General features: G+C 41.5%; 23 protein-coding genes, 1 pseudogene and 1 riboswitch. Of the genes and pseudogenes, 16 read left to right on the top strand and 8 right to left on the bottom strand.

Going from position 1 to position 25,957, the window contains the following annotated elements; all coding sequences use genetic code 11:
- Nucleotides 1-242 precede the first annotated feature (242 nt).
- A complete protein-coding gene (panP, locus tag JIG41_RS20030; protein WP_036970892.1) occupies nucleotides 243-1,871 on the top strand; it encodes a pyridoxal-dependent aspartate 1-decarboxylase PanP in 1,629 nt (542 codons plus the stop codon).
- Between the two features lie 262 nt (nucleotides 1,872-2,133).
- Here panP and argE read toward each other — a convergent pair whose 3' ends face one another.
- The gene (gene argE / locus JIG41_RS20025) at nucleotides 2,134-3,288 is read right to left on the bottom strand and encodes an acetylornithine deacetylase (RefSeq protein ID WP_036970890.1); all 1,155 of its coding nucleotides are present in this window, start codon (nucleotides 3,286-3,288) and stop codon (nucleotides 2,134-2,136) included.
- Between the two features lie 221 nt (nucleotides 3,289-3,509).
- On the opposite strand from argE, the gene argC reads away from it, so the two are divergent.
- From argC to JIG41_RS19980, 9 genes and pseudogenes are all read left to right on the top strand, one after another.
- The gene (argC, locus tag JIG41_RS20020) at nucleotides 3,510-4,520 is read left to right on the top strand and encodes an N-acetyl-gamma-glutamyl-phosphate reductase (protein ID WP_065978016.1); all 1,011 of its coding nucleotides are present in this window, start codon (nucleotides 3,510-3,512) and stop codon (nucleotides 4,518-4,520) included.
- Entirely contained in the window at nucleotides 4,520-5,281 is a 762-nt protein-coding gene (gene argB, locus JIG41_RS20015; protein WP_036970887.1) for an acetylglutamate kinase, read from the top strand. Before argC ends, argB begins: the two co-directional genes overlap by 1 nt.
- Nucleotides 5,282-5,288: 7 nt before the next feature.
- Nucleotides 5,289-6,209 (top strand): ornithine carbamoyltransferase, encoded by a 921-nt coding sequence (locus JIG41_RS20010; RefSeq protein ID WP_036970885.1) that lies wholly within the window; start codon nucleotides 5,289-5,291, stop codon nucleotides 6,207-6,209.
- Nucleotides 6,210-6,218: 9 nt separating this feature from the next.
- The gene (locus tag JIG41_RS20005) at nucleotides 6,219-7,421 is read left to right on the top strand and encodes an argininosuccinate synthase (protein WP_036970883.1); all 1,203 of its coding nucleotides are present in this window, start codon (nucleotides 6,219-6,221) and stop codon (nucleotides 7,419-7,421) included.
- Nucleotides 7,422-7,472: 51 nt separating this feature from the next.
- Nucleotides 7,473-8,834, top strand: a pseudogene (gene argH / locus JIG41_RS20000) (argininosuccinate lyase); the annotation flags it as partial.
- A 582-nt stretch (nucleotides 8,835-9,416) separates the two neighbouring features.
- Entirely contained in the window at nucleotides 9,417-9,623 is a 207-nt protein-coding gene (locus tag JIG41_RS19995) for a hypothetical protein (RefSeq protein ID WP_074988854.1), read from the top strand.
- 14 nt (nucleotides 9,624-9,637) lie between these two features.
- On the top strand, nucleotides 9,638-10,162 hold the full coding sequence (locus tag JIG41_RS19990) for a hypothetical protein (RefSeq protein ID WP_075594089.1): 525 nt from the start codon (nucleotides 9,638-9,640) through the stop codon (nucleotides 10,160-10,162).
- A gap of 11 nt (nucleotides 10,163-10,173) precedes the next feature.
- Nucleotides 10,174-10,683 carry a hypothetical protein gene (locus JIG41_RS19985; protein ID WP_065978021.1) on the top strand — a complete coding sequence of 170 codons (510 nt, stop codon included), beginning with the start codon at nucleotides 10,174-10,176 and terminating at the stop codon, nucleotides 10,681-10,683.
- Nucleotides 10,684-10,760: 77 nt separating this feature from the next.
- A complete protein-coding gene (locus JIG41_RS19980; RefSeq protein ID WP_199525329.1) occupies nucleotides 10,761-11,210 on the top strand; it encodes a hypothetical protein in 450 nt (149 codons plus the stop codon).
- An 11-nt stretch (nucleotides 11,211-11,221) separates the two neighbouring features.
- Here the strand turns inward: JIG41_RS19980 and JIG41_RS19975 are convergent, their stop codons facing one another.
- Nucleotides 11,222-12,598 carry a capsule assembly Wzi family protein gene (locus tag JIG41_RS19975; RefSeq protein ID WP_075594090.1) on the bottom strand — a complete coding sequence of 459 codons (1,377 nt, stop codon included), beginning with the start codon at nucleotides 12,596-12,598 and terminating at the stop codon, nucleotides 11,222-11,224.
- Nucleotides 12,595-13,077: a pantetheine-phosphate adenylyltransferase gene (gene coaD, locus JIG41_RS19970; protein WP_036970871.1), complete on the bottom strand. Its 483-nt coding sequence runs from the start codon at nucleotides 13,075-13,077 to the stop codon at nucleotides 12,595-12,597. Before coaD ends, JIG41_RS19975 begins: the two co-directional genes overlap by 4 nt.
- A gap of 218 nt (nucleotides 13,078-13,295) precedes the next feature.
- Here coaD and JIG41_RS19965 point away from each other — a divergent pair, with 218 nt between their 5' ends.
- Together JIG41_RS19965 and thiI are read left to right on the top strand one after the other, a co-directional pair.
- Nucleotides 13,296-13,949, top strand: coding sequence for a TetR/AcrR family transcriptional regulator (locus JIG41_RS19965; RefSeq protein ID WP_075594110.1), 654 nt, complete (start codon nucleotides 13,296-13,298; stop codon nucleotides 13,947-13,949).
- A gap of 109 nt (nucleotides 13,950-14,058) precedes the next feature.
- Complete coding sequence (gene thiI / locus JIG41_RS19960; RefSeq protein ID WP_036970869.1) at nucleotides 14,059-15,516, top strand: tRNA uracil 4-sulfurtransferase ThiI; 1,458 nt, start codon at nucleotides 14,059-14,061, stop codon at nucleotides 15,514-15,516.
- 121 nt (nucleotides 15,517-15,637) lie between these two features.
- Here the strand turns inward: thiI and JIG41_RS19955 are convergent, their stop codons facing one another.
- Together JIG41_RS19955 and JIG41_RS19950 are read right to left on the bottom strand one after the other, a co-directional pair.
- Nucleotides 15,638-16,540 carry a ketopantoate reductase family protein gene (locus JIG41_RS19955; protein WP_065978023.1) on the bottom strand — a complete coding sequence of 301 codons (903 nt, stop codon included), beginning with the start codon at nucleotides 16,538-16,540 and terminating at the stop codon, nucleotides 15,638-15,640.
- Nucleotides 16,533-16,883 carry a VanZ family protein gene (locus tag JIG41_RS19950; RefSeq protein ID WP_036970865.1) on the bottom strand — a complete coding sequence of 117 codons (351 nt, stop codon included), beginning with the start codon at nucleotides 16,881-16,883 and terminating at the stop codon, nucleotides 16,533-16,535. Before JIG41_RS19950 ends, JIG41_RS19955 begins: the two co-directional genes overlap by 8 nt.
- A 154-nt stretch (nucleotides 16,884-17,037) precedes the next feature.
- Between JIG41_RS19950 and JIG41_RS19945 the strand changes: the two genes are divergently transcribed.
- Both JIG41_RS19945 and JIG41_RS19940 read left to right on the top strand, forming a co-directional pair.
- The gene (locus JIG41_RS19945) at nucleotides 17,038-17,520 is read left to right on the top strand and encodes a YajQ family cyclic di-GMP-binding protein (RefSeq protein ID WP_074988861.1); all 483 of its coding nucleotides are present in this window, start codon (nucleotides 17,038-17,040) and stop codon (nucleotides 17,518-17,520) included.
- Nucleotides 17,521-17,737: 217 nt separating this feature from the next.
- Nucleotides 17,738-17,893: riboswitch (cobalamin riboswitch) on the top strand.
- A gap of 33 nt (nucleotides 17,894-17,926) precedes the next feature.
- The gene (locus JIG41_RS19940; protein WP_199525328.1) at nucleotides 17,927-19,777 is read left to right on the top strand and encodes a TonB-dependent receptor domain-containing protein; all 1,851 of its coding nucleotides are present in this window, start codon (nucleotides 17,927-17,929) and stop codon (nucleotides 19,775-19,777) included.
- A gap of 60 nt (nucleotides 19,778-19,837) precedes the next feature.
- On the opposite strand, the gene msrA is transcribed toward JIG41_RS19940, so the two are convergent.
- The 3 genes from msrA to JIG41_RS19925 form a co-directional block, all read right to left on the bottom strand.
- On the bottom strand, nucleotides 19,838-20,371 hold the full coding sequence (msrA, locus tag JIG41_RS19935; RefSeq protein ID WP_199525327.1) for a peptide-methionine (S)-S-oxide reductase MsrA: 534 nt from the start codon (nucleotides 20,369-20,371) through the stop codon (nucleotides 19,838-19,840).
- An 85-nt stretch (nucleotides 20,372-20,456) separates the two neighbouring features.
- Nucleotides 20,457-23,555 (bottom strand): efflux RND transporter permease subunit, encoded by a 3,099-nt coding sequence (locus JIG41_RS19930; protein WP_065978026.1) that lies wholly within the window; start codon nucleotides 23,553-23,555, stop codon nucleotides 20,457-20,459.
- Nucleotides 23,556-23,558: 3 nt separating this feature from the next.
- Entirely contained in the window at nucleotides 23,559-24,611 is a 1,053-nt protein-coding gene (locus tag JIG41_RS19925) for an efflux RND transporter periplasmic adaptor subunit (protein WP_199525340.1), read from the bottom strand.
- Nucleotides 24,612-24,852: 241 nt separating this feature from the next.
- Between JIG41_RS19925 and JIG41_RS19920 the strand changes: the two genes are divergently transcribed.
- On the top strand, nucleotides 24,853-25,569 hold the full coding sequence (locus JIG41_RS19920; RefSeq protein WP_036970855.1) for a DUF2982 domain-containing protein: 717 nt from the start codon (nucleotides 24,853-24,855) through the stop codon (nucleotides 25,567-25,569).
- Nucleotides 25,570-25,592: 23 nt separating this feature from the next.
- Nucleotides 25,593-25,925: a hypothetical protein gene (locus tag JIG41_RS19915; protein ID WP_074988863.1), complete on the top strand. Its 333-nt coding sequence runs from the start codon at nucleotides 25,593-25,595 to the stop codon at nucleotides 25,923-25,925.
- Nucleotides 25,926-25,957 lie beyond the last annotated feature (32 nt).

Here is a 25,957-nt window from a genome sequence, read left to right as displayed (position 1 = left end):
TCCCTTTGCAGTTATGACTTGATTATACTTAAAAAATACGCAGCTGATAGCAGAAAATTACGACAAAATTCACCCATCGATCATTTTTTTGTCACCGAAAGCATGGCTTTTTGGCTTTAAGCGAGACATTTTCATGATATTCCAGTAAAGTTAGCCAATTTCATAGAAACAGTGCCGCAAAATGTAAACCTCAATGTTCCTGCATTGGGTTCATTTTTAAGCTGCTTATAATGGGTATTAGGATGGATCAAAAGCGTTGTGCCGTCGCCTCTAAAGAAAGTTTGATTCGTATTTTTACGGTGCCAGAAGCACCAGACTCGACACTGAGTAAAATTGAATCAGAGATTTCAAGCAACCTTGCAGGATTCTTAAACGAGAATATTGCTGCGATTGAGAAGCCTCTTCATGAGATAGAGAAAGACTTTCAATCGGCAATGATTCCAGAAGAGCCCACATTTGTATCTGACTATGCTCAAGATATTATGGAGCAACTTGTTGCGCATTCAGTTCATACAGCCGCGCCTAGCTTTATTGGCCACATGACTTCTGCTTTACCGCACTTTGTACTGCCGTTATCAAAGTTGATGGTAGGTCTGAATCAAAACTTAGTAAAAATTGAAACCTCAAAAGCGTTCACCCCACTTGAACGACAAGTGCTTGGTATGATGCATCACCTTGTATATGGACAAGATGATGCGTTTTACAGTAAGTGGATGCATAGTGCAAAAACGTCACTCGGTGCATTTTGCTCAGGGGGGACAGTTGCCAACATTACCGCACTGTGGATTGCACGAAACCGTTTATTAAGAGCGGATGGCGATTACAAAGGAATTGCAGCTCAAGGCTTAATTGCGGGTATGTTGCATTATGGCTATAAAGGGCTTGCTGTACTGGTTTCTGAACGAGGTCATTACTCTCTTGGTAAAACAGTCGATTTATTGGGAATTGGTCGCGACAATATCATTGCAATAAAAACCGATAAGAACAATAAAGTAGACATTCAAGCCATGCGTGAAAAAGCGCAAGAACTGGAAGCGGCAGGCATTAAGGTAATGGCGCTGGTAGGTGTTGCGGGTACTACGGAAACAGGCAGTATTGACCCCCTTAATGATATGGCTGATTTAAGTGAAGAATTGGGCTGTCATTTCCATGTTGATGCAGCATGGGGAGGAGCAACCTTATTATCGCAAAACTATCGCCATTTATTGAGTGGTGTTGAGCGAGCCGATTCAATTACAATCGATGCCCACAAACAGATGTATGTGCCAATGGGCGCTGGTTTAGTGTTATTTAAAGACCCAGCAGCAACCGATGCGATTGAGCATCATGCAGAGTATATTTTACGTAAAGGCTCAAAAGATTTGGGGAGTCATACGCTTGAAGGTAGTCGCCCAGGCATGGCAATGTTGGTGCATGCATGCTTACGTGTCATTGGTCGTAAAGGTTACGAGATGCTGATTGACCGCAGTATCGTTAAAGCACGTACCTTTGCTGAATTAATTAGGCAAGACGAAGACTTTGAGCTGATTTCAGAACCTGAATTGTGTTTATTAACCTATCGATATGTCCCTAAACAGATTCAAGAAAAACTTAAAAATGCTGACGAAGAAACTAAACTCGATATTTATGCTTCACTGAACCGTTTTACGGCCAGTATGCAAAAACGTCAGCGTGAAGCTGGGCGTTCGTTTGTATCGCGTACACGTTTAACCCCTGCGCAATACGATTACCAGCCTACCGTGGTGTTTAGAGTTGTGTTAGCGAATCCGCTTACGTCAAAGGCTATATTAAAAGATATTCTTGCGGAGCAAAAAGAACTGTCTAAAACAGATCCTGTATTTAAAAAGTATTTAAGTAAGTACATGGATTAGGTGATATAAATAAGTAAAAAGGAGCTTGAAAGCTCCTTTTTTTATACCAATTTGCGTATTTCAATGAGCAAGGTTGAGGCAATAAAAGCTCGTTGATAACAATGCAAAAATTTCGTTATTTAGGTATTCTCGGCAATTGCTCCTGCATTGCTCCTGCATTGCTCTACCTTCTGCATCTATGCAGTCGTAAATCAGCAATTTTTAACGCAGTTAGCGACTGGTTTAATCCCTCAAAATGATTAAAAATTATTGCAAAATGGTATTATGCCTTTTGAAAACAGCTAGCCTTAATCATTTCACTGATGATCTGTTGCGATGGTTTGATTTTTTCCATGGCTAAAAACTCATCAGGCTGATGTGCTTGGTTGATTGACCCTGGCCCCATAACAATCGTTTCACAGCCTAATTGTTGAATAAACGGCGCTTCGGTGCAGTAGTTAACTGCAACCGCAGGTTGGCCTGACACCTTTTCTGCCAGTTTTACTAAAGCGCTATCTGTGCTGCCGCTGAATGCAGGTATTGGGTCGTGTAAGTCAATAACGCTGACAGCGTTTGGATACTCAGTATTTATTTCATTGGCTGCATTAATCAAAATGGCTTGCAGCTCTTGTACGCTTAAACCGGGTAGTGGGCGCATATCAATGTGCATTTCACAGCAGCCACAAATACGGTTTGCGTTATCGCCGCCATGAATATGACCTAGGTTTAATGTTGGGTACGGTATTACAAAGTGCTCAACTGAATATTTATTCTTTAATTCGTCTTTAATGATTAACAGTTTTGTAATCATTTTATGCATGACTTCGATGGCATTTAAGCCTCGCTCAGGGTCTGAGCTGTGACCCGAACGACCCACAACGCGAATCGCTGAACTCATGTGGCCTTTATGAGTAAACACCGGTGTCATGTCTGTTGGCTCGCCAATAATACAGCGCGCGGGCTTTAAATTAGGGTGGCGACATATTTGCTGAGCACCCGCCATTGTCGTTTCTTCATCGGCTGTGGCTAAAATTAATAAAGGCTCTGTTTGCTGGCTTGCATCAAGCTCACTAATGGCCTGCAGTACAAAAGCAAAAAAACCTTTCATATCAATGCTGCCTAAACCGAATAACTTGTTGTCATGCTCGCTTAATTTAAACGGATCATAATTCCAGCGGCTGTCATCAAATGGCACGGTATCGGTGTGGCCCGCTAACATCAGTCCCCCTTCACCTTCACCCCGTCTCGCTAATAAATTAAAGCGACCTTTGCCATGCTCAAGCTCTGTAATTTCGCAGCTAAAGCCTAAGGTTTCGCACCAATTGGCAAGTAAGGTAATGACCTCTTTATTGCTCATGCATAAAGAGTCTTCAATTGCACTAATTGAAGGCGCAGCAATCAATTGTTGATACATCGATAAAAAAGAGGGAAGCGACATAAAAAAATCCAAAAATAATTATTCAATCTAATTGCATAACAATATAAAAGTATTTATTATGAATATCAATTCACTTTTTGAGCATAAATATACTTTAAAGTAGCGTATGAACACAAAACGACGATAACCTTATTTCATTACTTTAGATAGTGTTTTTATTCGCTAAACAGCGAGTAGTTTTAAATGTGTAAATAGATAAGTTAAATAGGTAAAACCAAGCAATGAATGTAGTGATTATTGGCGCAAGTGGATATAGCGGCGCAGAGCTTGCGAGTTTAGTCGCCAAGCACCCACAACTAACTTTAAAGGCATGTTATGTCTCTGAGGGCAGCTTAGATAAAAATAAGTGTTTAAGTGACTTATATCCTGAGCATTTAGGGCTTTTAGACCATCCATTACAGCCATTAACAGCAGCCGCTTATACCGACATCGAACAGCATGCTGATTACGTGTGTTTATGTACAGATCATGAAGTGAGTGTTGACCTTGCTCCTCGATTTTTAGCAATGGGTAAAAAAGTATTCGATTTATCAGGCGGCTTTCGTTTAGCTGGGAATGAGGATTACCTCACTTACTATGGCTTTGCGCATCAGCATCCAACGCTTTTAACACAAGCAGCCTATGGACTAGCAGAGTGGAATGCGGATGCAATCAGTCAGGCAAATTTGGTTGCGGTTGCAGGCTGTTATCCTACAGCCGCACTTAACTCATTAAAACCATTGAAAGAAGCCGGCTTATTAGCAGAGCAAACAATTATTATTAATGCCGTGTCAGGCGTCACGGGGGCGGGTAGAAAAGCGAGTGTTAATACGCATTTTTGCGAAGTATCACTTGCGCCTTATGGGTTATTTAACCACAGGCACACACCTGAAATTGAACAACATTTAGGCCATCCTGTGTTATTTACCCCGCATTTGGGGAATTTTCCGCGGGGAATTTTAGAAACTATTTATGTGCAATTAAAACCCGGTGTAACACCAGAGCAAGTAACAGAAGCGTATCAGGTGTTAGCCGATGAACCGTTGATTCGTTTACTTGGAAGCAAAATACCCAGTATTAAAGGCGTTGCTAAACAGCCGTATGTTGATATTGCGTGGCAACAAAAAGGCGAACAGCTCATTGTTATGTCGGCCATTGATAACCTGTTAAAAGGGGCGGCTGGGCAAGCATTGCAATGTATTAATTTAGCGATGGGTATACCTCATCATACCGGATTAGTAGGAGCGTTATGATGAAAACATGGGTCATTAAAATTGGCGGTGCGGTATTAAATACTGCCGATGCTGCAAAAGCCCTATTTGATGTTTTAATCTCACAACAGCAAGCTAACTTTGTGATTGTTCATGGTGGGGGTGCATTAGTTGATGCATGGCTTATGGATGCGGGATTCGCCAGTGCTAAGCACCAAGGTTTACGTATCAGTCCAAAAGAACAAATGCCATACATCGTTGGGGCGTTAGCTGGCTGTGCTAATAAACAACTAATGAGTCAAGCCATTGCCTCGGGTCATAAACCTGTGGGTATGAGCCTTTATGAAGCCGGTGTTGTGGTTAAGCAAAAATTAAAAGCGTTGGGGCAAGTTGGGCAATGCTGTGACAGTATCGACAGTATTTTACCCAGCTTAATTGAACAAGGCCGTCTACCATTAGTCAGCTCTATTGGTTTTGATGAAGAGGGACTTTGGTACAACGTAAATGCAGATGAAGCGGCCGCAGCGATTGCGAAAGAGCTTGATGCAGAACTTATTTTTATGACTGATGTAGAAGCGGTACTTGATGCAAATAAGCAACCATTACATCAACTTAATACGCAGCAAATAGATGCATTAATTCTTCAAGGAGTTATTCAGGGCGGGATGGAGGTCAAAGTTAAGACCAGTCTTCTTGCTGCCCAACATTTACGACGTGGTGTGTATATCTCAAGCTGGTTAAAGCCAGAAAATTTAGTCGCTTTATTGCAAGGCGAGCACGTTGGAACAAAGATTACACCATAGGTATTACATGTTAACTCACTTTTTATCGGGTCTTGAATTAGACCAAAAAGGCGCGCTTAAATTATTAGACTTAGCGCAAAAAATTAAAGCAAACCCTGTTGATTTTAGCCAAGCGTTAGCGGGCAAATCAGTGGTGACATTATTCGAAAAACCAAGCTTACGCACGCGTTTATCATTCGATATAGGCATTAATAAATTAGGTGGCCATGCTGTGTATTTAGACTCACAAAATGGGGCTATGGGTGCACGTGAATCGGTGAAAGATTTTGCTTTAAATATTTCTACTTGGGCCGACGGTATTGTGGCTCGTGTATTTGCACATAAAACATTAACTACGCTTGCTGAATTTTCGTCAGTGCCTGTGGTGAATAGTCTGTGTGATTTATACCACCCATGCCAAGCATTAGCGGATTTCTTAACGCTGCAAGAAGTACACGGCGATGTCAGTAAACTGAAGCTTGCTTATTTAGGTGAAGGCAATAACGTGACGCATTCACTTATGTTACTTGCTGCAACGTTAGGGACTGATTTTGTGGCGGTTTGCCCTAAGGGGAGTTCTCCAGATTCACAGATTCTCAAACAAGCAGAGCAAATTGCAGCCATGAATGGTGCATCTGTGATGGTCAGTGACAGAATTGAAGCGGCAGTCGGCGCAAATGCAGTCTATGCTGATACGTGGGTATCTATGGGAGATAAAACCCCACTTGAGCAAGTTAAGGCTAAATATATGCCGTACCAGTTAAATCAAGCGTTGCTTGATCAAACGGGCGCGCAAACAGTGTTGCATTGCCAGCCAGCTCATCGCGAATTTGAAATTACCTCTGAGGTAATGGATGGCCCTGCATCAAAAATTATTCAACAAGCAGAAAATCGTATGCATGCGCAAAACGCACTGCTTGTCACATTATTAAATCCAAATTTTGTTTAAGGAACACCAATGAGTTCAATCAAAAAAGTCGTATTAGCCTATTCTGGTGGTCTAGATACATCGGCAATCGTGCCGTGGTTAAAAGAGAACTACGGCTGTGAAGTTATCGCATTCGTTGCTGATGTAGGCCAAGGTGCTGAAGAGCTTGAAGGCGTTGAGGCCAAAGCAATCGCCTCAGGTGCATCTGAGTGTTATGTGGTTGACCTAAAAGACGAAATGGTCAGTGATTATATTTATCCGACATTAAAAACAGGCTCTATCTACGAAGGTACCTATTTACTGGGTACGTCGATGGCGCGCCCTATTATTGCAAAAGCACAAGTAGAGATTGCGCGTAAAGTGGGGGCTGATGCACTGTCGCATGGCTGCACAGGTAAAGGTAACGACCAAGTGCGTTTTGAATCATGTTTCGCAGCATTAGCGCCTGATCTTAAAGTGATTGCGCCATGGCGTGAATGGGATTTATCAAGCCGTGAATCATTACTAGATTACTTGGCTGAGCGTAATATCCCTTGTTCAGCATCTGCTACAAAAATTTACAGCCGTGATGCAAACGCATGGCACATTTCGCACGAAGGTGGCGAGCTTGAAGATCCATGGTGCCAACCGAGCGATCAAGTGTGGACCTGGACTAACTCTCCAGAGCAAGCACCAAACGAGCCTGAATATGTGACATTAAACGTAGTAGAAGGTGAAGTGGTTGCGGTTAATGGTGAGACATTAAAACCATACGATTGTTTAGTTAAGCTAAATGATATCGCAGCGCCACATGGTGTAGGCCGTGTAGATATTGTTGAAAACCGTTTAGTCGGTATGAAATCGCGTGGTTGTTATGAAACACCTGGGGGCACAGTAATCATGGCTGCACTGCAAGCTGTTGATGAGCTCGTGTTAGATAAATCAAGCCGCAAGTGGAAAGAAGTGCTGGGTGGTGAGTTCTCACACTTAGTGTATGACGGCCGTTGGTTTACGCCGCTTAAAGATTCAATTCTTGCAGCTGCTGAATCACTCTCAAAGCTGGCAACAGGTGAAATTGTTCTTAAACTGTATAAAGGTCAAGTAACTGCAGTACAGAAGAAGTCACCTAACAGCTTATACAGTGAAGACTTTGCAACCTTTGGTGAAGATGATGTATACGACCAATCACATGCTGAAGGGTTTATTCGTTTATTCTCACTTTCGAGCAGAATCTCTGCATTAACGAAAAAATAATTTTATTTTGCCCCGTTCAGCGGGGCAATATCAGCGTTTGGAGAGAATTCAATGGCATTATGGGGCGGACGTTTTTCTACGGGTCCAGATGAAGCATTTAAGCAATTTAACGATTCACTTCCCTTTGATTATCAGCTTGCAGAGCAAGATATTATTGGCTCAGTTGCGTGGGCCGGTGCGCTTAAACAGGTTGATGTGTTAAATCAACAAGAGTACGACGATCTTGTCACAGCACTTAATACTCTGTTGGATGAGGTTAAAGCTAATCCACAGGCTGTTGCTGTGGCAGGGCATGAAGATATTCATTCTTATGTTGAGTCGGCATTAATTGACAAAGTTGGCGACTTAGCAAAAAAACTTCACACAGGTCGTAGCCGCAACGACCAAGTTGCTACAGATTTCCGTTTATGGTGTCGCGACACAGCGGATCATATTCTTGACGCTATTGCTGATTTAAAGGCCGAATTTATTGCTTTAGCAGAACGTGAGCTGGGTACTATTTTACCGGGTTATACACATTTGCAACGCGCTCAGCCCGTGCTCTTTAGTCATTGGTGCATGGCGTATGTGGAAATGCTTGAACGTGATGAAAGTCGTTTAACAGATGCGAAAAAGCGTATGAACTTTTGTCCATTAGGCAGTGGTGCACTGGCAGGTACGGCGTACCCAATTGACAGGCAAACGCTTGCCGAGGGGCTAGGTTTTACCGCTGCAACGCGCAATAGTCTTGATGCAGTGTCTGATCGCGACTTTGTGGTGGAGCTATTAAGCTGTGCCTCTATCTCAATGATTCATTTATCTCGTATGGCTGAAGATCTTATTTTCTATAATTCTGGTGAAGCAGGGTTTGTTGAATTGTCGGATGGTGTGACGTCGGGTTCATCATTGATGCCACAAAAGAAAAACCCAGATGCACTTGAGCTAATTCGGGGTAAGACAGGGCGAGTTTTTGGTGCTTTTAGTGCCATGATGATGACCTTAAAGGCCTTACCACTTGCATATAATAAAGATATGCAAGAAGACAAAGAAGGCTTGTTTGATGCGATGCCAACGTGGCTTGCGTGTATTCATATGGCACAAGCATGCATTAAAGGGATTAAAGTTAATGCTGAAAAGACCCTAGCCGCAGCAAAAGGGGGGCACTCTAACGCCACCGAATTGGCTGACTATTTAGTGGCTAAAGGCATCCCCTTCAGAGAAGGCCACCACATCGTAGGCACCTTAGTGCAAATGGCTATTACCGAAGGGAATAACTTAGAAGATTTAAGTTTAGAGCAATTCAAATCTGTGCATAGCATTTTCGAATCAGATGTATATCCTGTATTAGAAATAGATGCATGTATTAAAGCGCGACAGGCTTTAGGGGGTACCTCGTTAGAACAAGTAACGAGCGCCATCGATAATGCCAAGAAGTCTGCTAATAAAGATGTGTAATGCACATTAAGCTGATGCCGAATTAACGGTTCTGTTATTTCGGCTCAAAGCTATGGATGGCTGAATTCTTGCCGCACCAAAGTGACAGCGTACACAGACATTTTACAGTGTGGTGCTGATGGTTTATAAACAATAGCCAAAAATTTGGCACGATGTCTATTAACTCAACGCCATAATGTATTACTCGTTGTGCAAAAAGTGTGATGAGGCTGTTTGTCTTATACACGATGAAAATAATGTGTGTCGCTCACGTTAAAAGAACGAAATTCATTTTGAAGTCTTGTGATAATGCGGTGATCCCGTGTAAAAACGAGGCTTAACTCCCTGGATAGGAAAAACGCACGGTTACCCCTGTGCGTTTTTTTATGCCTAAAATTTACAAAGGTCAGCGGAAATTGATCAAAATGATCGTTGTTTCTAAAAAGTTGGATCACTAATTGCAAAGTTAGAGACAGCAGTTATTTTACTGCAAAAAGCGTCAAAAGAATGAGAACGCTTAACTCAGCTTACAACCTGTTGTAAGCTTATTGTAAACAACTAATAATTTAAAGGATTTAACTGATGCAAGTTACGAACAATAGCCAACTTCAAATGCAAGCTTACAGCCAAATGCAACAAACAAAGCCCGCTTTGGAACAAACTACTAGTAATAAAACCCTGCAATCTGATACAGTAACTTTATCAAACGAAGCGCTGTCTCTATCAAGTGGTATTGATCTTCAACGCGGTGGCGGCGCTGTTTTTCCAAATAAGAAGAAAGAAGAATAAATGACGGGTAATGGATGTTTCTAACTGAGCTTTTTGGTGTTTTTTCATTGTCGGCCTTTGTTGTATGGGGCATGTTAATGGCGTTCTTTTTTAATGTATTTGTGTATACATTAGGAGTGAAGAGAAAAACGACCTTGTTGCTCAGTTCATTCATAATGGCAACCTCTTATATGGCAGGGGATTTTTTATTTACTTGGTTATCACCAGTCCCAGCTACTTACCTCGATTGGGCATTATATGATGTTGTGACCATAGTATTCTTGGTTTCATCTTATTTCGTTTTTAAAAAAACTACCCCTTCATTTCTTTACCTCATAATTGGCTTAAGTATTAACACAACGTTATTCTTGCTAATGTATCTGGACCTATTTATTTACGGAAATACTCAACCTTGGTTCTTTTGGGATATTTATTCTTTTGGTGTAAATATAGTTGATTTATCTATGATTGTTGCTTTGATTGTTGATCGTGACTTTCTTGGATTGAATAAGTTTAAAACATTTATACATAATTCTCTCAAAACTCATAAGTTAGCTTAAAAAGTTAAGCTATGTATATCAGTGATGTAGTAGGAAGCCTGATAGGAGCCTTCATTGAATGGGGATTTTTAATGGCATTCCTTTTCAATTTAGTAACCCACATTAACAAACCAGATAAACGTCTTGTCGTTTTGTCCTTGATAATGATGCTTTCATACTTCTTGAGTGGAGTATTAAATTTATCAAGCAATATCTATCTGAACTGGTTTTACTTTGATGTTATAACCATCGCGACCATATTTATTTGGATTTACTGTGGGCGAGCCGACTCTTTCTATGCCATTTATTATGTCGTTGTAGGCTTGTTTTTAAACTCTCTTTTGATGCTTTCTATTTTTGTAGATATCGTACTTGTTGAAAATCGTACTCCTTGGATTCTTTGGAGTATCTATTCGTTCGGCGTAAATATTATTGATCTTATGATGATAGTCGCATTACTTACTAACAAGGATTTTTTTAAGTTTGCAGCAGTAGCGAAACGTTTTCGTTCTAAAGCGACTAGAAGACTGCCCAGTGCTTAAACTCTTGCAAGAAAACTTTGGTCTTTATCTCGCTACTTTCATCATGTGGGGATTTTTAATGGCCTTTTTTATATAACATGGTGAAGAAGTCTTCATCGCCAAATGGTGATAAAACAGTGATGTGGATGGCGCTGGCTATGTTTATCTCTTACATGGCTAGTGACCCATTACTTAATATAGCGTTTGGCTACAATATGTTAGATTCGAGTTTTGCATACGTCATTTGGGCTGGCTCTGATTTATTGATGTTGGCCGTTATCTGGTTAGTCGCCCACCAAAAAACCTTTCTTGAAGTGCCTGCAAAGCTGTATATTTACACGGGGCTTTTAGTAAATACATCGCTGTTTTTAGGGATGTACTATGATATTAACTACACTTATACGGGTGAGTGGTGGTTTTGGGATTTTTACACTATTACAGTGAATCTCATGGACATGATGATGCTTATAGCGCTGTTTTGTAATAAGGATTTTTTAGGGTTAGTAAAGCTTTATAGAAGCATGCGAGGTCAAACCAAATTAGCCTGACCTCACCCGCTCTAGAAACGGTATTCCCAGCTTGTTCTAAGTGCTGTATTCGTGTTTGAGTCGTTGCCCATCTCACCTTTTGAGACCAGCCCTGTTACTTTCCAAAGACCATTGAAGAGTGCTTGTTGGTAGCCAAGTTCAAGTTGCAATTGGCTTACGCTGGTAATGGTTTCGTTATCAAGGCGTTCACTATCAATCCATCGTAGCTTTGCATGTCCACCATAGCCATCTAAAGTATGGTAATAGGCTCCAAGGATAGCCGATTTACTTTGTTGTGGTATTGAGCTTCCTACAAGTCGCTGGCGTTGAGTATAGCTTCCTGAGCCGTAGACACACTCGCTATGTAGTTCACATGTTTGTTCTGTATTTGAGTACTCTAAATACGTTTTTAATAAACTATCCGATGTACCAAAATAACTTTCAACGCCTAACGTGTAGAACGGATCGCTGGGTGCTAAACCACTTTTGTTTTGACCCATTACCTCTGCGTAGAATGCCACAGGGTGCGATAACGCACTTGTTGAGTACTTAATATCAAAACTTGTTAAACGGTGAGTCGATTCGTTATTTTCTAATGCAATGACATCACGCTCGGTTGATGTTAAATAGTCAGAGCCGGCAGTATTAAAGGCAACTTCTAGTCCCATAAGTGGTGTACTGGCAAATCTGAGGGCCCAATAATCACCTTGTTCACTGTTGTTTAGATACGGTTTTTGCTTGGCATATATCCCCGTTAACTGCCAATTCCCCACAAACGATAACCAATGTGGGCCAACATACTGGCTATTAGCTCGACTAAAACGCAGTCCTTTCATGGGCGCGGCATTATTAGAGAGTAACAGCGCATTTTCGTTACTAGGCCCCCACCAGTGACTGACTTGTTCAGCACTAATAGACCAGTTACCGACAAGCACAGCTAAATAGCTGTCTTGGTAATTAACATGCTGTGTATCGAGTGCCTCATCGGCGTAATTAACACTGACTTTTGCACTGACACGCTGACCTGTGATTGAGCCGTAACTATTTATACCGCTTTTTTGCTGGTGGCGTTTACCAAAGCTTTGGTGTGTTTCAGGCTCGCTATTGTAATTTAAGCGCACACTCGAGCTGGTTTTTTGCTTCGCATTATCTAACGCATGTTTTACATGCTGATAAGCAAACAAGCTTTGCGCGTTAAGTTGGCTGGTATTTACAGACGCTAAGTCTCGTGCAATTCCTTGCCACATAAGCGGGTAGCTATTAATTGGTTGCTTAATAACGCCTTGATTAAATAGCATTTCGATTGATGCGCGTAGCAGTGGGTCATCGCTTTCTATCCATGGCCCAGCAATACTTGGCGCAGAGATCATTAGTAATGCACTTAAGCTAATGAGCTTCTTTAATTTCATCCGTGTATTTTTTCCTGTAATGCTTTACCAACTATTGGGTCAACAAATTCACTTACATCGCCATGATGACGTGCTACTTCTTTCACTAAGGTTGAAGAGATAAAAGAATTTTTTTCGGCAGGCGTTAAAAACACGCTCTCTAAATCAGGGTTTAGGCGGCGGTTCATGTTTGCTAATTGAAATTCATAGTCAAAGTCTGACACCGCACGAATACCGCGAATAAGAACTTCTGCTTTATGCTCGCGCGCTAAATCAGCCAGTAAACCAGAAAACCCGATAACACTGACATTATCAAGGTGCGCTAATATTTTATTAGCCAGTTCAACACGCTCATCAAGTGTAAAGCAAGGTTGCTTACTTGGGTTGTGCGCAATTGCAACAATAACGTGATCGAACATTTTTGCAGCGCGATGAATTAGGTCTGTGTGGCCATTTGTTAGCGGGTCGAATGTGCCCGGATATATTGCAGTAACGTTCATAACTATCAGCTATCTATAAATTTGCTTGTTATATTAACAGTGTTTGAGTCTGTATGCAGCTTAGAAAATACGCGTATCTTACTAGTTTTTGTCCCTAAAAAGGAACGGTAAACCGATTGAGGTTAGATTTTTTCAAGGTAGTATTTTATTGCCGCGCATTTGTTTATACTGCTTGGCTTTCAGTACTTAATAATCATAAAAAACAGAGTAATCAGCATATGAGCACTAAGGATAAAATTATACACACCAGCATTGAGTTATTTAACCTCCATGGTGAGCGTGCTATAACAACCAATCATATAGCTGCACATATGGGTATTAGTCCGGGTAATTTGTATTATCACTTTAAAAATAAAGAAGATATCATCCGTCATATATTTGCTTTATATAGTGAGCACTTGCACACTCACTTCAAGCCGTTAACCCCCGATGATGATGCACTCGAAAACTTAGCAGGGTATTTAGACTCCTTGTTTGAATTGATGTGGCGATACCAGTTTTTTTATGACAACTTGGGTGACATTTTGTCGCGAGACGAAGCCCTTAAAAAAGATTACATCGAATTTCAGGCGGCATTACTTGAACAAGTCAAAGAGGTTTTATTAGCGTTGAGAGCGGGTGATATTATCACCATTGAAGATGATGATGTAACAGAGCTTGCTCATATGTTAAAAATGACAGTGAGTTTCTGGACACCTTATATCAAAGCGCGTCGCTTAAGTGGTGAATTGGCAAGACAAGATATTTACCACGGTATTTTAAAGGTGTTATTACTATTAAAAGCCCACTGTACTGAGCATAGCCTAGCGCAAGTTAACCAATTACGCGCGAAGTACTTAGCTTTAGCTAACGCTGAACCAACGGCACAATAATCCGTCTGAAGCAGTTTATTTCCTAGACGCTATAATTTTTGTTATAATCGCGCGCCCTTGAGGTTGGTATGTCTCAAGGCGTGTGAATTCCACAGTCTAAGAGTGAACTATGCTTAAATTTATCGTCAAATTACACCCAGAAATCGCTATCAAGAGTAAATCTGTACGTAAGCGTTTTACCAAGTTATTAGAAAATAACATTAAGATCGTTTTACGTCGTGTTGACGAAAAAGTGCAAGTAAGAAACAACTGGGATAATATTTCAGTTGTAAGTCTCTTGGAGTCAGAACAAGTCCGTCTCGATATCATCGATGGCTTAAAGCGTATACCTGGGATCGTACAGTTTATAGAAGTAACCGAGACTGATTTCGAATCGCTTGATGACATCTACCAAAAAGCCAAAGAATTAATCGGCCACACCATTGAAGGCAAAACATTTTGTGTTCGTTGTAAGCGCTCTGGTAAGCACGACTTTACATCAAGTGATGTTGAACGCTATGTAGGGGGTGGGTTAAATCAACATGTAGAGGGCGCGCGCGTTAAGTTATCTCACCCAGAGGTAACAGTACGTTTAGAAGTGCGTGACGAAAAAGCCTACATTGTTACAGAGACTCATTTTGGTATGGCTGGTTTCCCATTACCAACGCAAGAAGATGTGCTATCACTGATGTCAGGTGGTTTTGACTCAGGTGTTGCTAGTTATCAAATGATCAGAAAAGGGGCTCGTACTCACTTTTTGTTCTTTAACTTAGGCGGCGCAGCGCATGAAATTGGCGTGAAGCAAGCAAGTTACTACATTTGGAAACAGTTTAGCTCAACCCATAAAGTGAAATTTGTCACTGTTGATTTTGAACCCGTCGTAGCGGAAATACTCGAAAACATTGAAAACAGCCAAATGGGCGTTGTCCTTAAACGTATGATGATGCGTGCTGGCAGCCAAGTGGCTGAAAAACTAGGTGTACAAGCACTTGTTACCGGTGAGAGTATTGGCCAAGTTTCGAGTCAGACGCTGGCAAATTTAAGTGTGATTGACCGTGTCACCGAAACGCTGATCATTCGCCCACTTATTCAACACGACAAGCAAGATATTATTAATATTGCACGTAAAATTGGCACAGCAGAAATGGCAGAGAGTATGCCTGAATACTGTGGTGTAATATCTAAAAAACCAACAGTTAAAGCAAAAATTAAAACCATCTTAGCTGAAGAAGCTAAATTTGATTTTGATGTACTTAATACGGTGGTTGAAAATGCACGTGTTATGGATGTCCGCGACATTGATACCGAAGCAAAACAAGAAGTGAAAGAAGCAGAGTCAGTCTCTGATCTTCCAAAAGACGCAGTGGTTGTTGATATTCGTTCACCAGAAGAAGAAGACGCTAACCCGCTAGAGCTTGAAGGTATCGAAGTAATTCATTTACCATTTTTCCGCTTAGCGACTAAGTTTGGTGATTTACCAAAAGATAAAGAATACTACTTATATTGTGCTAAAGGGGTAATGAGCCAGCTACAAGCGCTTATTTTACACGAAGAAGGCTTTAGCAACGTAAAAGTGTATCGCCCATAAGTAAACGGGTATAGAAAAGCGCGAATTTCGCGCTTTTTTAATGCCTAACGAAAGACGCTGACTTTTCAATTTGCTGTTAATTGGCACACCTTCCAGCCGCCATAATAGAAGAGGGGTGTTGTTAAAGCCCTGCTGATTTGGCTTTTATCATACTAAGCATGGCTTGATTGTAGGGGGTTTTCACTCCAAGCTTAGCGCCTTGCTCACATACATACCCACAAATAGCGTCAATCTCAGACGCTCTATTATGGCTAATATCTTGTTGCATCGACGAAAAGTTTGCGGCGGTTGCACTCATTACACTGTAGGCATTGTTTAGCGCGTCACTTAATGAGAGTGAAATACCTTGTTTGTTAGCAACTAAGCACGCCTCACTGAGTAAATTAATAATTCGTGAGCTAAAGTGCGGCGTACGAAGTTGACCGTTTTTTACATTATGAATAGCGCTTAACGGATTAATAGCGATATTCACCAACAGTTTTTGCCAACGAAGGGTATGAATATCATCGGTAACACTAAAATTAGGTAAGCTGCTAAAGTGCTGCTCGATCTGCTTTAGCACTTTGCGCGCAGCATCATTACACGTACCTAAAAGACTGGCACCGTCACCAGTATGATTCACGCTGTATTGAGTTGCTTTGAACCCCGCCTGCTGAGTGGTTAAAAATGATAGACCTTGATGGGCCGAAAGCGCGGCGTTAAGTTCATCCACATTGCCCATGCCATTATGAGACAAGATAACTTGGCAGTGCTCAGCTAGATAAGGTTGAAGTTGCTTAAATGCAGCTTCAACCTGAAAGGCTTTCACCGTAAATAACACCCACTCGAATGGGGCAAACTGGTTAAGTTCTTTATGATTAATTAGGCGTGCGTTAATAGGTTGTGATTTACCATTTGAAGGTTGATAAAAACGGGTGGTCAAAGTGGGCTTGCGCGTTAATAAGGTAACAGTATGTTGAGCTGATAAAAAATGACTGAATAACAAGCCAATAGCACCATCACCTACAATTAAAATATTAGCCATTGCGCTGTTTATTACCTAAATGAAAACCAAGTTTAATAATAAAGTAGCTCGAAGCACCTATAAAATCGGCAACAAAATCGGCAACTGAAGCTTGACGATAAGGCAGCATATCTTGCATAAACTCAATGGCAGCACCGTACCCTGCAAGCAATAATATTTGCACTATAAGGGGTAATTTAAACGCTTTATCCATCACCATAGCCAGTACGAAGAAAATGCCAAAATGCGCGACTTTATCAACATGTGGGAATAGGTTACTTACGCCTTTAATTTCTTTGGCGAAAAGAATAGTGAAGCCAATAATGCTGACTAAAAATATAATTTGGTATATGCGCCTAGTCACAATAAACCTTTAAACTGCCTAAAAAATGAATGGGCAGTATATCAAACAATTTTCGTATCGCACCTGAACGGTGTGCAGAAAAATGTAAAGATTTATAAAATTGACGTTATAATCCTAGGCATATTTATTTTAAAAATCTTGTTAGGAGAACCCCATGCCTTCATTTGATATTGTTTCTGAAGTAGAAATGAACGAAGCGCAGAATGCAGTGGATAATGCTAAGCGTGAATTAGAAACACGTTTTGACTTTCGTGGTGTTGATGCATCAATCGAATTAAACGACAAAGTCATTAAGCTAAAAGCCGAAGCACCACAGCAAGTTATGCAATTATTCGATATTCTTGCTGCGAAAATTTCAAAGCGCGGTTTAGACGTGTCTAGTTTAGAGCTTAGAGATGAGTCGCGCAGCGGTAAATACGTCATGCGTGATGTGGCACTTAAGCAAGGTATTGAAAAAGACGTTGCAAAGAAAATCGTCAAGTTGATTAAAGACTCAAAAATTAAAGTACAAGCCGCTATTCAAGGTGAAGAGTTACGTGTAACGGGTAAAAAGCGTGATGATTTACAAGAAGCAATGCAGGTTGTTCGTACTGCTGATTTAGGTCAACCATTCCAATTCAAAAACTTCCGCGATTAATTAATTTTATTGCGAAAGCACTGTCTGACTACGAACGCACAGCTCTACTAGAAGAGCGGTGAAGTTGTGACTAATCTAAAGCCAAACATAAACGTGTTTGGCTTTTTTATTTTACTTTCTATCTAGCTTTGTTTAGAAGTTTAGACGTCCATTGACATTTATTCCTAAAATCATCACAATAGCAGCCTATTTTCAAGGTGCTTGCTGTATCTGCTTAGATACATGCTATTTCAAAGGCTGAAATAACAGCAAGATAATCGGGAAGCTGGTGCGTTTTCAAGGAGAAAACAATGCCAACACTGCCCCCGCAACGGTAATGCGTATGCTCAGTATATGCAGAGTCCGGAGACCGGCCTTGAATTAACTTACTATTTGCGTGTGCGGTGGGCACAGGCTAGGGGATATCATGCTAAATAAATCTACGTTAGGCGTAGCGGTTGCTGCTGCGTTGTCTTTTTCTGTGTCTGCGGATGAGCAATCAATCGAGCACATCACAGTGACTGCCAATAAATTCGAACAATCTATTAATGAAGTCTTAGCGAGCGTTACAGTCATTGACCGTGCTGATATCGATGCAAGCTATGTTCGCGACTTACCTAGTTTACTGGCAACACAAGCCGGTTTCCAAATTAATGCTAATGGTGGTTTTGGGCAAAGTTCAGGTGTTTCACTTCGGGGTGCCAGCTCACGTCATACGCTTATTTTAATTGATGGTGTACGCACAGGTTCGGCAACGCTGGGCTATAAAAGTATTAGCAATATTCCGTTAAACAGTATTGAACGCGTTGAGGTCATTAAGGGTTCTCGTGCTGCTGTGTATGGCTCAGATGCGTTAGCGGGTGTGATCAATATTATTACTCGTAAAGCACAAAATACCACTTTGGATGTCACCTTTGGTTCAGATTCTTACCAAGAGTACCAAGTGGCTACTGGTGGTCAGATTGCAGATGTCGATATTTCTGTTAATGCAGGTTACGAAAAAACAGACGGCTTTGATGTATTGCAAGGTGTAGCACCTGATGAAGATGGCTATGAAAATAAAAACCTTGGTTTTAACCTAGGCTATCAAAATGAGCGACTAGGGGAGCTTTTATTACAGGGTCAGTACTCAGAAGGTGAAGCGCAATACGATAGCTCTTTTAGTCCTGCTGATAGTACAGTAGAAAAAGGTGAGTTCGAAAACTACCAAGCTTCATTAGGTTGGAAAAAAGCATTCGAAAAACACGCCCATGCGATTGATATTGCAATCTCTAGCGACAGTTCAGATGACTCGCGTATCGACTACACCGGTGCAACGGTGGTTGATAAGTTTGAGACAGAACGTGAGCAAATCGATTACAACGGCCAATATTTTTTAAATCAAAGTTTAACAATTAGCGGTGGTTTAAACTGGTATAAAGATGAAGTAAATACTAATTCTGGCACTTATCTAAAAGACAGTCGTGAGGTATTCGCTGCGTTTGTTGGGGCTTACTACGATGATGAGCACGTGCTGGCAAATCTGACTGTACGACAAGATGATGACCAACAATTTGGTGACGAAACAACCTATACGGCAGCGGTCGGTTATCATCTAAATGATATCGCGACATTCCGCTTAAGCCAAAGCACCGGCTTTAAGTCACCAACCTTTAATGATCTGTATTATCCCGGCTCTGGTAACCCAGAACTCAATCCTGAAACATCAGATAACCAAGAGTTAGGTTTATCACTTAATGTGAATGATATCAGCCTAGATATCGCTATTTTCCGCAGTGAAATAGATAACAAAATTGCCTGGGCACCAAATGCATCCGGCGCTTGGCAACCAACGAATATCAATCAAGCTCGCCACGAAGGGGTTGAATTTAGCTTTAAAAACCAAGTGCTAGGTTTTGATCACAGCTTCAATTTTACCTACCTATCAGCAGAGGATACTGAAACAGGTAATGCATTGACCTATGTATCTAAACACAGCGTGAATTGGTCATTACATAAAGCATGGGGCGACTTTGATGCTGGTATTGATATGCAATATCGCGGTGATCGAGATGGCAAACTGACACACTTACCTTCATACACGTTATGGAACCTTGTGGGCCATTACCAAGCAACCGATAACCTGACCGTGTCACTTCGCGTAGAAAATCTATTCGATAGAGAATATAACGCCGTTGATGCGTATGGGAAAGATCTCGATGGTGATTTCATCAACGACGTTTATTACTACAATACGCCAGAGCGTCGCTTATTTGTAGGTGCCCGTTATCAGTTCTAATAATAAAGGAAATTATTAGTTCTGCGTCTAAAAGCTCGCTACCTACTTAGCGGGCTTTTTTCATTTTAATTGATCGGCGTAATAACGAGCGAACTTTTCAAGTTTAGGGGCAATAAGAATACTGCAATAACCTTGGTTCGGGTTTTCGTTATAGTAATCTTGATGGTATTGCTCTGCTGGGTAAAAGTGTGTAAGCGGGCTCAGCTCGGTGACAATCGGCTCACGAATTTGTTTTTGTAAGGCTGCTATCATCGCCTCTGCTTCATCTTTTTGCTGTTCATCATGATAATAAATGACACTGCGGTATTGTGTGCCAACATCATTACCTTGGCGGTTTAATTGTGTCGCATCGTGCAGCGTAAAAAACATTTCAAGTAAGGTATTGTAGCTAATAATGCTGCTATCAAAGTCCAGTTGTACGACCTCGGCGTGTCCGGTTAACCCCGTACAAATCTGCTGATAACTGGGGTTTTCAATCTCGCCGCCAGCATAACCAGAGCTTACATTTAATACGCCTTTGACGCGTCTGAATGCGGCATCAATACACCAAAAGCAGCCACCACCCAATGTGGCTATTTGTATGTTGTTATTCATGTTTTACTCCCTCACTGTTTTGCTGACTATAGCTGAAAAAACAAAACGCCGTAAAGACGGCGTTTTGTTAAAAGCTACAGAGCGTCTAAATTTCTTCTAACGGTTTGTCTTTCGCTTGTTGTTCCAGTTTACTTTGTAAGTACTCTGGTGACTGTGTATTACGCGCAAAGGCAGTATACGCAGCGGGCACAACAAACAAGGTGAGTAAGGTTGCCACAATTACGCCGGTGAATACCACAACACCAATTACCATACGGCTTTCTGCACCCGGACCACTTGCGAGTACTAGCGGTACAGAGCTCATTACGGTTGTTAATGAGGTCATAATGATGGGACGTAAACGCTGCGTAGCGGCTTGTGTAATGGCTTCGTTAAACTCAACGCCTTTATCTCGTAGCTGGTTTGCAAATTCAACAATCAAGATACCATTTTTAGCACTTAAACCTATTAGCATCACAATACCAATCTGGCTGTAAATATTTAGCGTTAAGTCTGTGTACCATAAACCAAATAAGGCCCCAACTAGACCGAGTGGCACGGTTAGCATGATCACCAGTGGGTGAATAAAACTTTCAAACTGGGCTGCAAGTACTAAGAACGTCACTGTCAGCGCAAGGATGAACACATAGGTCATCGCTGATGCACCTTCGTAAAACAGCTGAGACTCACCTTTGTAATCAATGGCGCCATCAATGTCGTTCTCTTCAGCGGCAACCTGATTTAAAAAGTTCAGTGCTTCTTCTAAGGTGTAGCCATCAGCTAAGTTGGCGCTAAGAGTAATCGCACGCATACGGTTGTAGCGATTTAAACGTGATGCAGTCGCTTCTTCTTTTAGCGTAATGAGGCTATCTAGCGGCACGAGTTCACCACTACGTGATTTTAAGTAGATATTTGAGATATCCGTCGGGTTAGCAAAGTCTTCTTTGGTCCCTTTTAGAATTACGTCGTACTCTTCACCACGGTCGATAAAGGTTGTCACTCGACGTTGACCTAGCATGGTTTCAAGAGTGCGGCCTACATCGGATACAGACACGCCTAAATCAGCGGCTTTGTTTTTATCGATATTGATTAAAAACTGTGGGAATGTCTCTTTATAGTCGTGGTCAATGCGCACAAGGCCTGGGTTTTTCTCAGCACGCTTAATAATGCGGTCACGCCAATCGGCTAATTGGTCGTAATCGTTACCTTGTAATACGAATTCAATTGGGCGTGATGAGCCACCGCCACCAATACCACTGCGCATAATAGCAAAGGCACGAATGTCAGTCACTTCTTGCATTTTTCCACTAATTTCATCGATCACTTCCCATGTTGAGCGTTTTCGTTTATCCCAATCGGCCATACCAACGATTGCAACACCCCCTTGGCCGCCCCAGCCAGGTACACGAATGAGCACACGGCTCAACTCACCAGACTCTGAATATGGCATTAAACGCTCTTCGATTTTAGCCATATTAGCGGCGTTATTTTCGTAACTTGCCCCTTCAGGGCCGCTCATCATGATAAAGAAAGTACCGCGGTCTTCTTTTGGCGTCAGTTCCGAAGGAATTTGCTGAAATAGCATGAAGCTGGCAACGCCTGTCATGATCATGGTGAGCAACAAGCTCCATTTTCGACTCATGTTTGATGCTAGTGAATTACGATACGCCTGTTCAATTTTGGCAAATGTTTTATCCATCCATTGGCTAAATTTACTTTCTTTTTCAGAGGCTTTAAGTACCTTTGAGCACAACGCTGGTGACAAGGTTAGCGCGGTAATACTTGAGAAAAACACAGCCGCACTCACTGCCATGGCAAATTCTGTGAACAATGCGCCAATACGGCCATCCATAAAGACCAGTGGCACAAACACTGAAATAAGCACCAGCGTGGTGGCAATAATGGCAAAGCCTACTTCACGTGCCCCACGAAAGGCAGCAAGTAAAGGTGGCTCACCAAGCTCTATACGGCGGTGAATGTTTTCAAGCATTACAATGGCATCGTCGACCACTAAACCAATAGCTAACACTAAAGCGAGTAGGGTAAGCAAGTTGATTGAGTATCCCATGGCAAGCAAGAACATAAAGCTACCAACGAGTGCCACAGGAACAGTAACTGCGGGCACTAAAGTCGCGCGAATACTCCCCAAGAATAAGTAGATAACTAAGACAACCAAGGCCATTGAAATAGCGAGTGTGCGGTACACTTCGTTAATCGATTCTTTGATGAACACTGACGAGTCGTAGCTGTCTTGAATCGTGGTGCCTTCAGGTAGGTTACGTTTTATTTTCTCAAGTTCGGCGCGGGCATTGTCTACCACCGTAAGGGTATTCGCTTTTGCTTGTTTTACAATGCCTAAACCAATCATGTTACGGCCATTACCACGGAATAAACTTTCGTCGTCAGCGGCTTCTAAATGCACATCGGCCACTTCACCTAGGCGCACTAAGTAGCCGTCGTCGCCCCGTTTAATAACCAAGTTTCTAAAGTCGCGTTGATCCTTATAGCTGCGTGCTGTACGCACAGTAAAATCACGGTCAATCGATTCAATCTCACCAGCGGGCAGTTCAACGTTTTCTGTGCGTAAGGTATTCTCGATATCGCTGCTGGTGATCCCGCGCGCCGCCATGGCCTTGCGGTTTAGCCAAATTTTCATGGCGTACTTACGCTCACCACCGACACGTACATTCGACACACCATCAACTACGGCTAAACGGTCAACAATAAAACGCTGTGCGTAGTCAGAAAGTTGCAACGAATCCATTGTCGAACTATTAAGGACAAACCAAGCGATTGGACTTTCATCGCTGTTCGATTTTGACACCTCAGGTGGGCGTACTTGTTCTGGTAGGCTATCAAGCGCACGTGCTACACGCTCACGCACATCGTTTGATGCGGCATCGATATCGCGACTGATATTAAACTCAATGGTGATGTTTGAGCGGCCATTACGGCTTGACGAATTAATGCTTTTAATCCCTTCAATACCCGAAATACGATTTTCGAGCACTTGGGTTATTTTGGTTTCAATAATTTCTGCACTGGCCCCAGTATACGATGTGCTTACACTCACAATCGGGGTTTCAATATCTGGGTATTCACGCAGTGGAAGCATCGAAAAAGCGACGAGACCAAAGGTAAGTAACAGTAAGTTTATTACGATCGCAAAGACCGGACGTTTAACGCTAGTATCTGTAATTTTCATGGTTTAGCCCTTGATACTAACTTTGCTGCCAGTGCGAATTTTGATAATGCCTTCAGTCACGACTTGTTGACCATCTGTTAGACCCTTATCGATGGCAACCCACCCGTTATGACGTCCCGCTACATGTACTTCAACTTTATTGGCAACCCCGTCTTCAATTTTGAATACATAGTGTTTATCTTGCTGAGGGATTACCGCTTTTTCAGGCACCATGAGTGCTTGGTTTGAACTCAGTTGTAATGCGGTGTTTAACAGCATACCAGGGCGTAATAAACCGCTTGAATTGGTAAAACTGGCCGTCACTTCAACACTGCGAGTAACCGAGTCAATGCGTGAGCTGATGTGCGTGACTTTGCCGTTAAAGGTTTTTCCTGGGTAAGCATCATTTTGAGTCATGACTTTCATGCCTAGCTGCAGTTGCGCAAGGTATTTTTCAGGAACTTTAAAGTCCACTTTTATAATACTGATATCATCGAGAGTGGTAATATTGCTGGTGCTATTAACATAAGTACCTATCGAGATTTCACGCTTACCTAATAAGCCTGAAAAAGGCGCTTTAATGGTCATTTCTGCTAGTTTAGTTTTGGCGCTTTCAAGCTGAGCTTCGGTGGCATCTACACGAGACAATTGCTCTTCAAGTAACGATTTAGCGGTTGCTTGCGAACGTGATAGTTCGGTTAAGCGGTCTAGTTGGCGTTTTTCTTCACGTAAATTGATACTTAATTCTTTTACTGCTAATTCTTCTTGTTGTGCTTGTAACTGAACTAGTTTTTGACCTTTACTTACTAAATCGCCATCATTGAAAAATATATCAGTCACATAGTCGTTTTGTGCACTGCGAATGAAGATCGCTTGATTCGCGCGCGCGCTGCCTATCGCTTCGATTAAAACGGCATTTTCTTCAGCCGTGACGGTATGTGCGACAACCTGGGTTGAACGGTCTCCAAAGTTGCTTTGCTCGCCTTGGCTTGAAGGTAAATATAAATAAATACATAACCCTAGCAAAAGGGTAATAATAAAAGGAAAAAGCGCTTTACCAGATTGTGTCGAATACATCATCGTGTTACCAGAAAATTAGTTGAGTGTAGTGTACAAAATTAGTACGTGCCCCGTATGTCAGGTATCTCATATATTTGTGCATTTGGCGTAAAAGTTAAAAGTTCAGCGCATTTGTTCCTTAATTGTTATGAGAAGAGAGGTGTAAGTATGAGTAAACAAACCAAGTGTCCGTATTGTTTAACGCTTAGAAAGATTGTTTTGGTCACAATTGTAATGTTTATTTTTTACTTTTCAGTGTATGGATAACAAAAACGCGATTTTAAAGGTACGGGCACAGGCTTCGCGACATGGTATTGAGTTTTTATTGGTCGGAGGCATTGGGCTTGTATTCATTATGCTGTTTAACCTGCTACGTCCCGGTGAGATTAGTATAGTGGAAATTTTTTTAGTCAGTAGCTGCCTTGCTGCTATATTTGTCGGCTTTTTAAAAACACAAGAGCCTTATTATAGCTTTACCTATACTAATCAGTTGCTTATATATCATCATAAAGTTGGGCATTGGCAATTAAAACGAGAAAACTTTCACCACAGTGGTGTCCCGAAAGTGGAACAAGGCTTAGAATACCTTGAGTTAAACGCAGTTGGTATTAAACTCAATAACATAGATGAATTTTTAACTCAGATTCACCCACGAATTGCAGGGCGATTATTAATAGAACAACGTCATATATTTATGCAAGTTGTTCAAAAACATTGCAAAAATGGCAATTGCCCATCAGAATGGTTAGTTGAAGAGACGGACTACACTGCCCCTAGTGGTCAGCTTTACAAAGGATTGATTGCCATGTTTGCTAATCGTACGCAGCATTTGAGGCAATTGACAGGGTACGATTTATTGTTGCCTGCCAATGCACTTGATACTGATATTTGGCAATTCAGTGCAGATTTGAATCGTTGGAAATTAAACCCTAGTGAATTTATCAATACTCGTTTACAGAAAGATGTAAGTAATTAGGTGGCAGTAAGTAGGAAAAGGCTATGAGTCAAGAACGTTCTTTTATTAAAAGTGGTCGAAACACAATTATTCATAAAGATAAAAAACTCGACTTAGTAATTGTGAATGGCGAAAACCACCCACGTATAAAAGTGACACAAAATGGTCTTGAACCGTTTAAAGAAGATCTGCCAAAAAACCGTCGTGAAGCAAAAGAGCGTTACCTCGAAATGGTTTACATCACCAGCCCTGATGTTTTTGCAGAAGAAAAACGTCTATTGTTCATTCAAGCCCTTGATGGCCGAGAATATAAGATAGATTACAGTAAAATTGGCACTAAATTGTTTGTGCGTATTCATCAAGAAAGTTACTTATAATTTAGGGTGTTCTTGGCACTTTACTTGCTAGT

The sequence above is a fragment of the Pseudoalteromonas sp. bablab_jr011 genome (assembly GCF_016464045.1).
In the GTDB taxonomy this organism is placed as follows: Bacteria; Pseudomonadota; Gammaproteobacteria; order Enterobacterales; family Alteromonadaceae; genus Pseudoalteromonas; species Pseudoalteromonas lipolytica.
This window is presented reverse-complemented; position numbering and strand designations above follow the sequence as displayed.

Coding starts and splice junctions, on each gene's coding strand:
- panP (WP_036970892.1), top strand. CDS start 243: ATGGATCAAAAGCGTTGTGCCGTCGCCTCTAAAGAAAGTTTGATTCGT.
- argE (WP_036970890.1), bottom strand. CDS start 3,288: ATGTCGCTTCCCTCTTTTTTATCGATGTATCAACAATTGATTGCTGCG.
- argC (WP_065978016.1), top strand. CDS start 3,510: ATGAATGTAGTGATTATTGGCGCAAGTGGATATAGCGGCGCAGAGCTT.
- argB (WP_036970887.1), top strand. CDS start 4,520: ATGAAAACATGGGTCATTAAAATTGGCGGTGCGGTATTAAATACTGCC.
- JIG41_RS20010 (WP_036970885.1), top strand. CDS start 5,289: ATGTTAACTCACTTTTTATCGGGTCTTGAATTAGACCAAAAAGGCGCG.
- JIG41_RS20005 (WP_036970883.1), top strand. CDS start 6,219: ATGAGTTCAATCAAAAAAGTCGTATTAGCCTATTCTGGTGGTCTAGAT.
- JIG41_RS19995 (WP_074988854.1), top strand. CDS start 9,417: ATGCAAGTTACGAACAATAGCCAACTTCAAATGCAAGCTTACAGCCAA.
- JIG41_RS19990 (WP_075594089.1), top strand. CDS start 9,638: ATGTTTCTAACTGAGCTTTTTGGTGTTTTTTCATTGTCGGCCTTTGTT.
- JIG41_RS19985 (WP_065978021.1), top strand. CDS start 10,174: ATGTATATCAGTGATGTAGTAGGAAGCCTGATAGGAGCCTTCATTGAA.
- JIG41_RS19980 (WP_199525329.1), top strand. CDS start 10,761: ATGGTGAAGAAGTCTTCATCGCCAAATGGTGATAAAACAGTGATGTGG.
- JIG41_RS19975 (WP_075594090.1), bottom strand. CDS start 12,598: ATGAAATTAAAGAAGCTCATTAGCTTAAGTGCATTACTAATGATCTCT.
- coaD (WP_036970871.1), bottom strand. CDS start 13,077: ATGAACGTTACTGCAATATATCCGGGCACATTCGACCCGCTAACAAAT.
- JIG41_RS19965 (WP_075594110.1), top strand. CDS start 13,296: ATGAGCACTAAGGATAAAATTATACACACCAGCATTGAGTTATTTAAC.
- thiI (WP_036970869.1), top strand. CDS start 14,059: ATGCTTAAATTTATCGTCAAATTACACCCAGAAATCGCTATCAAGAGT.
- JIG41_RS19955 (WP_065978023.1), bottom strand. CDS start 16,540: ATGGCTAATATTTTAATTGTAGGTGATGGTGCTATTGGCTTGTTATTC.
- JIG41_RS19945 (WP_074988861.1), top strand. CDS start 17,038: ATGCCTTCATTTGATATTGTTTCTGAAGTAGAAATGAACGAAGCGCAG.
- JIG41_RS19940 (WP_199525328.1), top strand. CDS start 17,927: ATGCTAAATAAATCTACGTTAGGCGTAGCGGTTGCTGCTGCGTTGTCT.
- msrA (WP_199525327.1), bottom strand. CDS start 20,371: ATGAATAACAACATACAAATAGCCACATTGGGTGGTGGCTGCTTTTGG.
- JIG41_RS19930 (WP_065978026.1), bottom strand. CDS start 23,555: ATGAAAATTACAGATACTAGCGTTAAACGTCCGGTCTTTGCGATCGTA.
- JIG41_RS19925 (WP_199525340.1), bottom strand. CDS start 24,611: ATGTATTCGACACAATCTGGTAAAGCGCTTTTTCCTTTTATTATTACC.
- JIG41_RS19920 (WP_036970855.1), top strand. CDS start 24,853: ATGGATAACAAAAACGCGATTTTAAAGGTACGGGCACAGGCTTCGCGA.
- JIG41_RS19915 (WP_074988863.1), top strand. CDS start 25,593: ATGAGTCAAGAACGTTCTTTTATTAAAAGTGGTCGAAACACAATTATT.